The sequence below is a fragment of the Bradyrhizobium sp. th-b2 genome (assembly GCF_000426785.1).
GTDB classification, from domain to species: domain Bacteria; phylum Pseudomonadota; class Alphaproteobacteria; order Rhizobiales; family Xanthobacteraceae; genus Bradyrhizobium; species Bradyrhizobium septentrionale.
Genome location: NZ_AUGA01000101.1, coordinates 1 through 12,899, shown reverse-complemented (window position 1 = coordinate 12,899; position 12,899 = coordinate 1). Strand labels below are relative to the sequence as shown.

Sequence of the window (12,899 nt, the reverse complement as noted above, 5' to 3'; positions counted from 1 at the left end):
CTTGAAGCCGAGCTGCAGCTGATCATCATCGAGCTGCTCCGCGCGCCGGCCGAATTGGCTGCGCTGCAGCTTCTTGATGATGAGATGGAGCCGTTCGATCTCGGCCTGCGCCTCGCTGAGGCTGGTGCGCTCGGCTGCGAGCGAGCGCACCAGATTCTGCAAGGTCTCCACATCATCCGGCAGGGTGGCGAGATTGATGCTCATGGCAGCAGAGGGTAGCTGACTCGTACCGTTCTCGCCGCTCTGCTTGCGTCAGAGAGTCAATCCGTCGCAGTGTCAGCCCGCTAGAGTCGGACGCCACCGCTGTTCCGGAGCACGCCAGTCCACGCCTTCGATCAGCAGCGACAACTGTGCTGACGTCAGGGACAGCGTCTCGTCCGGTTTGACGCTCGGCGGCCACACGAAGACACCGTGCTCGAGCCGTTTGGTGAACAGGCAGAACCCGGTGCCGTCCCAATAGATGATCTTGATCAGGTTGGCCCGGGTGCGCCCCCGGAACACGAACAGGTGGCCGGTGAACGGATCCTGCTGCAGCACGCCCTGCACCAGCATGGCGAGGCCGTCGATGCCTTTGCGCATGTCGATGAAGCCCAAGGCCAGATGCACCTTTACGTTCGGAGGAAGTAGCGTCGTCATGCCACGGTCTCCGCATCGGTGATCTCGACGGTGACAAATGCCGGAGGCGCCAGCTCTTGCTTCCATCGGCGCAGAACGCGGCCGTCGATACCGTAGCGGCGAGCGACCTCAGCGGCACTCGTTCCATCTTGCGCGACCTGATCGAGAATCTGACGCTTGTCCGCCTCACTGAACCGGCGCCGATGCCCCTCACGCGGTCGCGCAACGATGGGGCTTGCCGAGCGGGAGGAGGGATAAGTCCCCGGATTAAGGGGAGGACTAAAGGGCGGACTTAGCTGCGGACTAAAGGGAGGACTTAAGCCTCGACGGCGATAGAGCAGTTTGCGTTCCGGCGGTTGCGGCTCGGCTTTAAACACCGCTCGCCAGTTGCCGAACGCCTTCAGCGGAATGCACTCCGCTTCGCAATACTGCCGTTGGTTCAGGTCACTACGCTTCCACGCCTCATGGTGCGCACGCCAGAACGACTCGTCCTGGCGTCTCCACCTTCCGTCCTCGTCCGCCATCTCGTTCTCCTCATTTGCAAATCGAGAACGAGAACAGATCGTGCTTCCGTGCCGCAGGAAAAGTGTGCGAGAAATGGACGCTTACATGCTCCCTGTTATCTTGTAGGGAATTCCCTGTTCTCGGAAAATCATTCCCTGTTAAGTTGGTCAGGGAATTCGACAACAAGCGGCCCGCAACACTGGGTTTCCCGAAGGAAGGGCCTTTGGACGCTCCCAAATGGAAGGATTCCCTGAGAAATTCCCTGTTTGCAGGGAATTGGCGCGGAGATAGGGGTTGTTGGGTTTGGCGGCCAAAGCATCGGCCAGTTCGCAGGGGCAGAATTTTCCATTTCCCTGTATTTTTTCCTGTTAGCGCTCGTCGGCAATCACCTTGCCGTCGTTCGGCAGCGCGCCTGCGCTGACCAGCTCGACCGTGCCGCCGAGTTTCGTCACGGCGCGCAGCGTTGCCGCAACCTCGTCCTGCAGCGACGCGGGCGGCGAAGCGCATTCGGCCTTCAGCGTCATTGCGTCGGCCTCGCCGGCGCGCGTGACCACGAGGCGCAGCCGTCCGAGCGCAGGGTGGCGCTTGCCGATTTCCGCGACCTGCTCGGGACGCACGAACATGCCCTTCACCTTGGTGGTCTGGTCGGCGCGGCCCATCCAGCCCTTGATACGCATATTGGTGCGCCCGCACGGGCTCGCGCCGGGCAGCGCCGCGGTCAGGTCGCCGAGCGCAAGCCGAATCCAGGGGTGATGCGGATCGAGCGAGGTCACCACGATCTCGCCGACATCGCCCGGCGCGACTGGATCGCCGGTGCCGGGCTTGACGATCTCCAGGATCAGCTCCTCATTGACCGTCATTCCCTCGCGTGCCGGCGTCTCGAACGCGACCAGGCCGAGATCGGCCGTGCCGAAGGCCTGATAGGCCTCGACGCCGCGCGACTTCATCTCCTCCTGCAACGACTTCGGAAATGCGGCGCCGGACACCAGCGCGCGCTTGATCGAGGACACGTCGCGGCCGCCCGCTGCGGCAGCGTCGAGCAGGATTTTCAGGAAGTCCGGAGTGCCGCTGTAGCCGACCGGGCGATAGGCCTCGATCAGCTCGAATTGCTGCTCGGTATTGCCCGGGCCCGCCGGGATCACCGCGCAGCCGAGCGCCCGCGCCGAGGCGTCGAAGATGAAGCCGCCGGGCGTGAGGTGGTAGCTGAAAGTGTTCAGCACCACATCGCCCTCGCGGAAGCCCGCCGCAAACAGCGCCCGGGCGCCTCGCCAGGGGTCTGCCTGCCGGCCCTCGGGCTCGAAGATCGGGCCGGGCGAGGTGAACAGGCGGGCAAACGAACCGGGCTTGTCGGACACGAAGCCGCCAAAGGGCGGGGCGGCCTTGTGCAGGGCCGGCAATTCCGACTTGCGCAGCACCGGCAGCTCTGACAGCGCTTCCCGGCTGGTGATGGATGCGGGATCGGTGCCCCTCAGCAAATTGGCATAGGCGGGCGCTGCCATCGCCCTGCGCAGCACGTCCGGAAGCCGGGCGAACAGGGCGGCCTCGCGCTGGGCTGGATCGCGCGTTTCAAGGGCGTCGTAATGGTCGGTCATGGCGGATCCTTGAGGGAAGATGTGCGCAGGGTTACGTGCCGGCTGGCGCGTGCTATCAGACGGTGACCGCTGACATTGGGACGGTTCCAGGGAGCACGATGGCTGAGGCAGAGAGCGTTGCGGCGGACGGGGCCGCCGACGTCGTCGCGAGGTTGAAGCGCCGCATCATCGACCACGCTTTGCCGCTGTGGTCGACGGTCGGCTGGGACAGCAGAACCGGCGGCTTTGTCGACCGATTGCATCAGGATGGGACTGCCGATCACGCCGCGCCGCGCCGCCTGCTTGTGCAGGCGCGCCAGATCTATTGCTACGCCAAGGCGGCCCAGATGGGCTGGTATCCGGAAGGCCGCGCGATCGCGCTGAAGGGGCTGGACTACCTGCTGGCCAAGGCCAAGGCGCCGGACGGCCGGCCGGGCTTCGTCTACAGCCTCACGCCCGATGGCGGCGTGCATGAGCCGCTGCGCGACACCTATGGCCACGCCTTCGTGCTGCTGGCGCTCGCGACCGTCTACGGCCTCGACCAGGACGCTCAGGTCCGCGCCGAGATGGACGCGCTGCTGTTGTTCCTCGACACCCAGTTGCGCTCGCCCCATGGCGGTTTCCAGGAAGGCTTGCCGCCCTCGATGCCGCGCCGGCAGAATCCGCAGATGCACCTGTTCGAGGCGATGATCGCGTGCTTCGACGCGACTCACGATTTGTCGTTCCAGAACCGCGCCGGCGAGTTCTTCGCGCTGTTCCTCGCCAACCTGTACGACAAGCAGACGCGCACCCTCGGCGAATATTTCGAGGAGGACTGGTCGAAGATCCCGCCGGTCTCTGTCGAGCCCGGGCACCTCGCGGAATGGGTCTGGTTGCTGAAGGGATTTGAACGCATCACGGGCTGCCCGACCGGGCGTCCGCGCGGCGAACTGCTGGCCTCGGCGCTGCGTTATCGCGACGCTGCCACCGGCTGCCTGATCGATGAGGGCGACGCCGAGGGCAACATCCGCCGCCACACCAGGCGGCTGTGGCCGCAGAGTGAACTGGCGAAGGCCTGGATCGCGCAGGCCGAGTCGGGCGAAGCCGGCGCGGCTGACGAGGCGCGCGCGGCGCTGGTGCTGCTCGAACGGCACTATCTCAGCCATCCCGTCGCCGGCGGCTGGTACGACCAGTTCGACCGCGACGGACATTCGCTGATTGCCACGATCCCGGGGTCGTCGTTCTACCATGTGCTCTGCGCCGTCACCGAAGCGGAACAGGTGCTCGGCTAGAATGCCCTTGCTGGTCTGATGCGTTTTCTGCACGCGAACCGGTCCTCAACTCCGCTAGAAAACGCGCCACGGCCTTATAGCCAGCGCTTGCGCCGCTTGAAGCTCTTCAGGTTCTTGAAGCTCTTGCGTTGGTCGCCGGCGCCGCCGAGGTAGAATTCCTTGACGTCCTCGTTGTCGCGCAGCTCGTCGGCGGAGCCGTCGAGCACCACCTTGCCCTGTTCCATGATGTAGCCGTGGCTCGCGACCGAAAGCGCGGCGCGCGCGTTCTGCTCGACCAAGAGGATCGTGACGCCGAGATCGCGGTTGATCTCCTTGATAATCGCGAACACTTCCTTGACGAGCAGCGGTGACAGCCCCATCGACGGCTCGTCCATCAGGATCATCTTCGGACGCGCCATCAGCGCGCGGCCGATCGCGAGCATCTGCTGCTCGCCGCCGGAGAGATAGCCGGCGAGGCCGGTGCGCTCCTTCAGACGCGGGAAATATTTGAACACCATGTCGATGTCGGCAGAGACCTCGCCGTCGCGGCGGGTGAAGGCGCCGAGCCGCAGATTCTCCAGCGACGTCATGTCGGCGACGATGCGGCGGCCCTCCATCACCTGGAAGATGCCACGGCGGACGATCTTGTCCGGATCGATGCCGTTGATGCGCTGGCCCTCGAACAGGATCTCGCCGCGGGTGACCTCGCCGTCCTCGGTCTTGAGCAGGCCGGAGATCGCCTTCAGCGTGGTCGACTTGCCGGCGCCGTTGGCGCCGAGCAGCGCCACGATCGCGCCCTTCGGCACCTCGAGGCTGAGGCCGCGCAGCACCAGGATGACGTCGTCATAGACGACCTCGATGTTATTGACGCTGAGCAGCGGCGGCGGCGGCACTGCCGTCGGCCCGGGGCGGGTAGCTTCGAGGGTTTCGTTCATGGTCTCGATCACTCTCCACTGTCGTCACCCGCGAAGGCGGGTGACCCAGTATTCCAGAGACGCCGGCGATCAAAACGTGAGAGCGCGGCGTACTGGATCCCCCGCTTTTGCGGGGGATGACGACTTCCTGAGTTACGACCTCACCAGCCAAACCATTCCGGCTTGCGCGGCAGTTCGACGGTCTTCACCTTTTCGAGCTTGATCGTGCCCTTGCCCATCAGGTCGTTGATGTCGCCATCGGTCGCGCCCGACACCTTCGAGCGATACAGATCGACCTTCGTCGTCGGGCGGTGATCCTTCTCGGTCCAGGTCGACGGGTTGCAGACGCCCTCCATGCCTGCCGGCACCCAGTCCTTTTTCTGGTAGAAGCCCTTGGCGACGTTCTCGCCGGTGGCACCGCCATTCTTGGCGGCCCAGTCGAGCGCTTCCTTCAGATAGAGCGCACTGCACACCGCCGCGATGTAGTGCACGGGACGATAGACTTTGCCTGATGGATCCGACATCTTGGAGATCTCCATCACCGTCTTCATGCCGGGCGCGTTGCCGCCCCAGCTCACCGCGGTGCGGAGCGGGAAGATGACACCGTCGGCGGCATCGCCGGCGGTCTTGGCGGCGTTCTCGTCCATGCCCCAGACATTGCCCATGAACTGGACGTCGACACCGGCGGTCTTGCAGGCCTTCAGCACGGAGATGTTGGAGGCAGCCGTGTTGCCGAGATAGGCGTAGTTGGCGCCGGAGCTCTTCAGGCTCAGGCACTGTGCCGAGTAGTCGCCGGGCGACAGCGCAAACACCAGCGGCGGCAAGACCTCGAAGCCGAGCTCGGTGGCGAGCGCCTCGCCGGCCGCCTTCGGCGCGTTCGGATAGGGATGGTTGGCGCCCATATGAACGAACTTCGGCTTGCCGGACTTGCCCTTGGCTTTCCAGTCTTCAGCGGCCCAGGTCAGCATCGCGCGCATCGAGTCCGAATAGCTCGGACCGTAGAAGAAATTGTACGGTGCGGGCTTGGCCTTGCCGCTGGTGCCTTCCGGATCGGTCAGTGCGGCCGCGTAGGAGCCTGAGATGTCGGGGATCTTGTCCTGCGCGAGAAAGCCGGTCAGCGCCTCGGTATCCGCGGTGCCCCAGCCCATGATCGCGGCGACCTTGCCGTCGGGCGCCGACCACTTCTTGTACAGCGCGATGGCGCGCGGCACCTGGTAGCCATAGTCGTTGCTGTCGACATTGAGCTGCTTGCCGCCGACGCCGCCGTTCTTGTTGACCCAGGCGAAGGTATCCGCGACGCCCTGGCCATAGGGCGTGCCGACGTCCGAGGTGCCGCCGGAGAGGTCCTGCAGATGGCCGATGGCGATCTGGGCCTGCGCGGTGGCGGCAGCGCTGCTGATCAGCAGCGCAAGGGAGACCGAGCTCAAAAGGGATCTAATCGTCATTTTGGTTTCCTCCTGCTTATTCGTTGAACCGAATTTTGAGTTGCGTTCCGTGCCTTGCGTCAGTGCGAGAACGGGTAAAGCTTCCAGTAGGCCTTGATCTGCCGCCAGCGATGCGCGAGCCCGTCCGGCTCGAACATCAAAAAGCCGATGATGATCAGGCCGATCGCGATCTCGCGCAGGAAGGTGATGTTGTTGTTGAGCTGCAGCGCCTTGTCGATGGCGCCGCCCTTCAGCCACGCGCTCAGCCATTCCATCGATTCCGGCAGCAGCACCACGAAGGCTGTGCCCATCAGCGTGCCCATCACCGAGCCGGTGCCGCCGATGATGACCATGGCGAGGAACAGCACCGAGCGCTCGATGCCAAAGCCTTCCTGGGAGACCACCAGCTGATAATGCGCGTAGAGCGCGCCGGCGATTCCGGCAAAAAAGGCGGCAAGTCCGAACGACAGCGTCCGGTACTTGGTCAGGTTGATGCCCATGATCTCGGCGGAGAGATAATGGTCGCGGATCGCGACCAGCGCGCGGCCGTCGCGGGTGCGCATCAGATTGGTGACCAGCAGATAGCTAATCACCATGTAGGCGAGCACGACGTAGAAATACTGCCGGTCGCCGCGCAGGGTGTAGCCGAAGATCGAGAACGGGTTGGCGCTTGCCGGCACCGAGCCGCCGGAGAACCAGTCGGCCCGCGAGAAGAAATCGAGCAGGATGTACTGCGCGGCGAGCGTCGCGATGACGAGATAGAGGCCCTTGAGCCGCGCCGCTGGTACGCCGAAGATCAGGCCGACCAGCGCCGTGACCACGCCGGCGAGGGGGATGGCGAAGAACACCGGGATCGGCAGATTGTTGGAGATGTAGGCCGAGGTGAAGGCGCCGAACAGGAAGAACGCGGCGTGGCCGATCGAGATCTGGCCGGTGAAGCCGACCAGGACGTTGAGGCCGAGGGCTGCGATCGCGAAGATGCCGATCTGGATCGAGACGCTGAGCCAGTAATTGGTCAGCACCATCGGTGCAAGGCAGGCGAGCAGGATGCCGGCGATCGCGAAGTTGCGGCTGGTTGCGGTCGGGAAGATCGTGGTGTCAGCCGCGTAGCTGGTGCGGAAATCGCCCGACGGAATGAGGGTGCTTGTTGCCATGGATCAGACCCGTTCGATGTCCTTGGTGCCGAACAGCCCGTAGGGCTTGATCATCAGGATGATGATCAGGACGTAGAACGGCGCGATTTCGTAGAGATTGCCCCAGTGCAGATACTCGCTGTCGACATACTGGGCGACGTTTTCCAGGAGCCCAATGATGATGCCGCCGAGCACGGCGCCGCCGACCGAGTCGAGCCCGCCCAGGATCGCGGCGGGAAACACCTTGATGCCGTAAGCGGAGAGGCCGGACGACACGCCGTTGACCACGGCGACGACGACGCCTGCGACCGCCGAGACCGTGGCCGAGATCGCCCACGCCATTGCGAACACACTTTTCACGGAAATGCCGAGCGACTGCGCGACCTGCTGGTTGAAGGCGGTGGCGCGCATCGCAAGCCCGTATTTGGAGGCGCGGAAGAACCAGGCCATGCCGACCATCATGGCGAGCGAGACCACCAGGCTCATGAGATAGACGGTCTGGATCTGCAGCCCGAACAGGCTGACCGACTGGCTCTGGAACACCCGCGGGAACGGCTGCGGGTTGACGCCGAAGATCCACTTCAGCGCGGCCTGGAACACGGTCGACAGGCCGATCGTCACCATGATCACGGAGATGATCGGTTCGCCGATCATCGGCCGCAGGATCACGACCTGGATCGCGATGCCGAAGATGAACATGAACACCAGCGTGATCGGCATGCCGATCCAGAACGGCACCTGGTACTTGGTCAGCAGCGCCCAGCACACCCAGGCGCCGACCAGCAGCAATTCGCCTTGCGCGAAGTTGACGACCTGGGTCGCCTTGTAGATCAGCACGAACGACATCGCGACCACGCCATAGAGCGTGCCGACCACAAGGCCGTTGACGATCAGCTGGATCAGGAACTGGGTGTTCATGGGGTATCGCTCAGTTTGACATTGGTCGTCGCCGGGCTTGAGCCGGCGATCCATCGCGAAAGAGGACCCTTGCAAAGGGGATGGATGCGCGGGTCAAGCCCGCGCATGACGACCGAATATTCGACCGTCAAAGCCGTCATTCCGCGGCCTCCGCGGTCACGGCGCGGCCGAGATCGACGACCTCGAGCGTGGTGCGCACGCGCTGCGTCGTGCCGTCCTGGAAGCGGATCACGGTATCGACCGGGATTTTGGCCGTGCCGCGGTAGATCGCATCGATGATGCCGGCGTATTTCTCGTTGATGACGCCGCGGCGGACTTTTCGGGTGCGGGTCAGCTCGCCGTCGTCGGCGTCGAGCTCCTTGTAGAGCAAGAGGAAGCGCGAGATGCGTTGGGCCGGCGGCAGAGTGGCGTTGACTGTCTCGACCTCTTTCTTCAGCAGCGCATAGACCTCCGGACGCGAGGACAGGTCGGTATAGGTCGTGAACGAGAGCCGGTTTTTCTCCGCCCATTTCGAGATGATCGAATAGCGGATGCAGATCATCGCGGCTAGTGCGTCGCGGCCGGCGCCGAGCACGACGGCCTCGGCGACATAGGGCGAGAATTTCAGCTTGTTCTCGATATATTGCGGCGAGAAGCGCTCGCCGCGCGAGGTCTCGGCGAGATCTTTGATGCGGTCGATTACGACGAGCTGCCGGTTGTCGTTGTAGTAGCCGGCATCGCCCGAATGCATCCAGCCGTCCTTGATGTCGGCGACCGATGCTTCCGGGTTTTTGTAGTAGCCGAGGAACATGTTGGGGTGGCGCACCACGATCTCGCCGACGCCGTTGACGTCGGCATTGTCGACCCGGATCTCGATGCTGTCGGCCATCGGAATGCCGGTGGTGTCGGGATCGACCTTGCCTTCGGGATGCAGCGTGTAGGCACCGAGCAGCTCGGTCTGGCCGTAGAGCGTGCGCAGCGGCACGCCCATCGCCTGGAAGAACTTGAAAGTATCCGGTCCGAGCGCGGCGCCACCGGTTGCCGCTGAGCGCAGCCGCGTGAAGCCGAGTCGGTCGCGTAGCGCGCGGAACAGGATCTGGTCGGCGAGCACCGAATGCTTGCCCTCGGCGAGCGCGGCAAGCCCGGTCTTCATGCCGAGATCGTAGAGCCGCTGCTTGAACGGCGAGGCGTCCATCACCCCGGCGCGGACGTCGGCCGCGATCGATTCCCATACCCGCGGCGCGAACAGCACGAAGGTCGGCGCGATCTCGCGGAAGTCGTTCATCATGGTGTCGGGCTCTTCGACGAAGTTGACCTTCATCCGGCAGAGCAGCCCTTTGCCGAGCACGTACACCTGCTCCATGATCCAGGGCAGCGGCAGCACCGAGACATACTCGTCGTCCGGCCCCTTCGGGTCGAAGGAGAGATAGGTCGCGCAATGCCGCAGCACGCGGCCCGCCGCAAGCATGGCGAGCTTCGGGTTCGCCGTCGTGCCTGAGGTCGTGCAGAGGATCGCAACGTCCTCGCCTTTGGTTTCGTCGACCAGCCGATCGTACAAAGCGGGCTCACGTGCCGCGCGGTCGCGGCCGAGCGCAACCAGCTTGCTCGCCTCCATCAGCCGCGGATCGTCGTATTTCCGCATGCCGCGCGGGTCGGAATAGACGATGTGCTTGAGGTGAGGCGCGCGGCCGGCAAGGCCGAGCAGCTTGTCGACCTGCTCCTCGTCCTCGGCGAACACCAGCTTGGCTTCGCCATAGCTCAGCAGATAGGCAGCTTCCTCGTCGAGCACGTCGCGATAGAGGCCGAGGCTCATCGCGCCGATGGCGTGGCTGGCGATCTCGGCGGCGACCCAGTCCGGCCGGTTGTCGCCGATGATGCCGATCACGTCGCCGCGGCCGAGCCCGAGCTCGACCATGCCGAGCGCGAAATCATGGGTGCGCGTCTGGTAATCGTTCCAGGTGAATTCGCGCCATAGCCCAAGATCCTTCTCGCGCAGCGCGATCTCGTTGCCGTGCTCTTTTGCGTTCAGGCGCAGCAGCTTTGGATACGTGTCGGCCTGCGCGGCGCGACCGGCGTAGTCCATCATGCCGCGCTCTCCCGCACCGCCGGCTTGTCGTCGGGATCGACCAGCGCCTCGTCCTCTTCGCCGAGATAGGCGCGCTTGACATGGGGATCGGCGAGCACGGCGGCCGGATCGCCCTCGGCGATCTTGCGGCCGAAATCCAGCACCATGACGCGGTGGGAGATGTCCATCACGACGCCCATGTCGTGCTCGATCATCATCACGGTCATGCCGAACTCTTCGTTGAGATCGACAATGTAGCGCGCCATGTCCTCTTTCTCTTCGAAGTTCATGCCGGCCATCGGCTCGTCGAGCAGGATCAGTTGCGGCTCCAGCGCCATCGCGCGGGCGAGCTCGACGCGCTTGCGCAGGCCGTAGGGCAGGGTGCCGGCGGTCGCCTTGCGCACCGATTGCAGGTCGAGGAAGTCGATGATCTCCTCGACCTTGCGGCGATGCTCCAGCTCCTCGCGGCGCGCGCCGGTCAGCCAGTACAGCGATCCCGTGATGAAGTTGTTCTTCAAGAGGTGATGGCGGCCGACCATGATGTTGTCGAGCACGCTCATGTGGTGGAACAGCGCGAGGTTCTGGAAGGTCCGGCCGATGCCGAGGCGGGGCCGCGCGTTCGGGGTGAGGCCGGTGATGTCTTGGCCGCGATAGAACAGCTGGCCTTCGGTCGGCCGGTAGCGGCCGGAGATGCAGTTGACGATCGAGGTCTTGCCGGCGCCGTTCGGGCCGATAATTGAGAACAGTTCGCCCTCGTTGACGCCGAAGCTGACTTCGGTCAGCGCGCGGACGCCGCCAAAGCGCAATGAGACTCCGCGCACCTCGAGACTGTAAGCCACCCTGTTCCCTCCAGATACAGGCGCTTTGGCGCGCTCTTTATCTTCGTTTCGATCTTTGCCTCAATCTTGGCTTCGATCCTATATGGGCCGCCGAAGGGAGACCATCCGACTAATGATGCCGGCGTTCGGGAGCATCGCTCGCCCCGATCGCCTGCGTCATGCGCGGTAACGCCGCACCCGCCTGCAAGCCCGGTCTCGCGTCATCCGCCGTCAGCGACCCACCAAGGCGCTGCGCGGCGTTACGCGAGGTGGCCCTGAATACGAGAAAGCGATAGGTTGAATTGTCATGTGCCCGACATTTGGTCAGGAATTTTCGCTGGCATTCCAGGCGTCGGGCTGCTGGCTTCGCACACGGTGTTGCTGCAGTGCAATATCGTGTCAGTATCTTTGGGGTGGGATGCCGTCGCTAGAATGATTGCTGCTGATTACTTGAGGCGCATCGCGGCCTGGTCGCGCGAACTGAGCGAGCAAGAAATCGAGATCGCGCGCGCCGGCATTTCCGAGAAGTCCTACCGTGCCAACGAATTCATCTTCATGCGCGGCGACAATTTCCAGTACTGGACCGGCATCGTCAGCGGGCTCGCGCGCATGGGCATCGTGTCGCGCGGCGGCAAGGCGGCGAGTTTCGCGGGCCTCACCGCCGGCGCGTGGTTCGGCGAGGGGACCGTGCTGAAGAACGAGCCGCGGCGCTACGACGTGGTCGCGTTGCGCGACACGCGGCTGGCGATGATGGATCGCCGGACCTTCGTCTGGCTGTTCGAGAACAGCGTCGGGTTCAACCGTTTCCTGGTGGGATCGCTCAACGAACGGCTCGGCCAGTTCATCGCGCTGCTCGAATACGGCCGCACGCTGGATGCGACGGCGCGGCTGGCGCGCTCGATCGCCTCGCTGTTCAATCCGATCCTCTACCCCGATCTCACCCTGCACCTGGAGATCACCCAGGAGGAGATCGGGGCGCTGTCGGGAATCTCCCGGCAGAATGCCAACCAGTGCCTGAAGCGGCTCGAACGCGAGGGGCTGCTGCGGCTCGAATATGGCGGGGTGACTATCATCAACCTCGACCGCTTGCGCCACTACGGCGAGTGACGGGGCAGGGTAGTGTTGAGCCACTTTCTGAGGTTCTAAAGTCCTGATTTCACACGATTAAGCCATTAGACTTGGCGAAGGCCGGATGCTACAGACCGGCCTCGTCGGGATCGCGCGGTCTCGCGCTCTCTGGAGATGACATGGCGGCTCAGGATTCAAAGCGGCGCGTGGCGCTGATCACCGGCGTGACCGGGCAGGACGGCGCGTATCTCGCCGAATATCTGCTTGGCCTCGGCTACACCGTGCACGGGATCAAGCGCCGCTCATCCTCGTTCAACACCGCGCGGGTCGACCATCTCTACCAGGACCCGCATGCCGGCAACGTGCCGTTCCTGATGCACTACGGCGACATGACGGATTCGACCAATCTGATCCGGCTGATGCAGCAGATCCGGCCGACCGAGATCTACAACCTCGCCGCCCAGAGCCACGTCCAGGTCAGCTTCGAGAGCCCGGAATATACAGCGAACGCGGACGCCATCGGCGTGCTGCGCCTTCTGGAGGCGATCCGCATCCTTGGCATGGAAAAGGAGACGCGGTTCTATCAGGCCTCGACTTCGGAGCTCTACGGGCTCGTGCAGGAGGTGCCGCAGAAGGAGAC

General features: G+C 64.1%; 13 protein-coding genes. 3 read left to right on the top strand and 10 right to left on the bottom strand.

Translation table 11 applies throughout. The features are described from left to right. From K359_RS0143450 to K359_RS0143435, 4 genes are all read right to left on the bottom strand, one after another. Positions 1–204 (bottom strand): hypothetical protein (locus K359_RS0143450; RefSeq protein ID WP_029084722.1); only part of this gene is annotated, 204 nt, incomplete at its 3' end. Between the two features lie 72 nt (positions 205–276). Continuing rightward, the gene (gene tnpB / locus K359_RS0143445) at positions 277–636 is read right to left on the bottom strand and encodes an IS66 family insertion sequence element accessory protein TnpB (RefSeq protein WP_029084721.1); all 360 of its coding nucleotides are present in this window, start codon (positions 634–636) and stop codon (positions 277–279) included. After that, positions 633–1,139 carry a transposase gene (locus K359_RS55385; protein ID WP_035978196.1) on the bottom strand — a complete coding sequence of 169 codons (507 nt, stop codon included), beginning with the start codon at positions 1,137–1,139 and terminating at the stop codon, positions 633–635. The genes tnpB and K359_RS55385 overlap by 4 nt, the downstream gene beginning before the upstream one ends. A 348-nt stretch (positions 1,140–1,487) precedes the next feature. Beyond that, positions 1,488–2,711, bottom strand: a complete 1,224-nt coding sequence (locus K359_RS0143435; RefSeq protein ID WP_029084720.1) for a phenylacetate--CoA ligase family protein — start codon at positions 2,709–2,711, stop codon at positions 1,488–1,490. 98 nt (positions 2,712–2,809) lie between these two features. Between K359_RS0143435 and K359_RS0143430 the strand changes: the two genes are divergently transcribed. After that, entirely contained in the window at positions 2,810–3,961 is a 1,152-nt protein-coding gene (locus K359_RS0143430) for an AGE family epimerase/isomerase (protein WP_029084719.1), read from the top strand. A 74-nt stretch (positions 3,962–4,035) separates the two neighbouring features. Here K359_RS0143430 and K359_RS0143425 read toward each other — a convergent pair whose 3' ends face one another. The 6 genes from K359_RS0143425 to K359_RS0143400 form a co-directional block, all read right to left on the bottom strand. Next, a complete protein-coding gene (locus tag K359_RS0143425; protein WP_029084718.1) occupies positions 4,036–4,875 on the bottom strand; it encodes an ABC transporter ATP-binding protein in 840 nt (279 codons plus the stop codon). Positions 4,876–5,015: 140 nt separating this feature from the next. Next, on the bottom strand, positions 5,016–6,299 hold the full coding sequence (locus K359_RS0143420; RefSeq protein WP_029084717.1) for an ABC transporter substrate-binding protein: 1,284 nt from the start codon (positions 6,297–6,299) through the stop codon (positions 5,016–5,018). Positions 6,300–6,358: 59 nt separating this feature from the next. Continuing rightward, on the bottom strand, positions 6,359–7,432 hold the full coding sequence (locus K359_RS0143415; RefSeq protein WP_029084716.1) for a branched-chain amino acid ABC transporter permease: 1,074 nt from the start codon (positions 7,430–7,432) through the stop codon (positions 6,359–6,361). Positions 7,433–7,435: 3 nt separating this feature from the next. Further along, the gene (locus K359_RS0143410) at positions 7,436–8,329 is read right to left on the bottom strand and encodes a branched-chain amino acid ABC transporter permease (RefSeq protein ID WP_029084715.1); all 894 of its coding nucleotides are present in this window, start codon (positions 8,327–8,329) and stop codon (positions 7,436–7,438) included. A 136-nt stretch (positions 8,330–8,465) separates the two neighbouring features. After that, positions 8,466–10,394, bottom strand: coding sequence for a long-chain fatty acid--CoA ligase (locus K359_RS0143405; protein WP_029084714.1), 1,929 nt, complete (start codon positions 10,392–10,394; stop codon positions 8,466–8,468). Next, a complete protein-coding gene (locus tag K359_RS0143400; protein WP_029084713.1) occupies positions 10,391–11,212 on the bottom strand; it encodes an ABC transporter ATP-binding protein in 822 nt (273 codons plus the stop codon). Before K359_RS0143400 ends, K359_RS0143405 begins: the two co-directional genes overlap by 4 nt. A 411-nt stretch (positions 11,213–11,623) precedes the next feature. On the opposite strand from K359_RS0143400, the gene K359_RS0143395 reads away from it, so the two are divergent. Together K359_RS0143395 and K359_RS0143390 are read left to right on the top strand one after the other, a co-directional pair. After that, on the top strand, positions 11,624–12,298 hold the full coding sequence (locus K359_RS0143395) for a Crp/Fnr family transcriptional regulator (protein WP_029084712.1): 675 nt from the start codon (positions 11,624–11,626) through the stop codon (positions 12,296–12,298). A 140-nt stretch (positions 12,299–12,438) separates the two neighbouring features. Next, on the top strand, positions 12,439–12,899 hold a 461-nt coding region (locus K359_RS0143390; RefSeq protein ID WP_029084711.1), incomplete at its 3' end, for a GDP-mannose 4,6-dehydratase.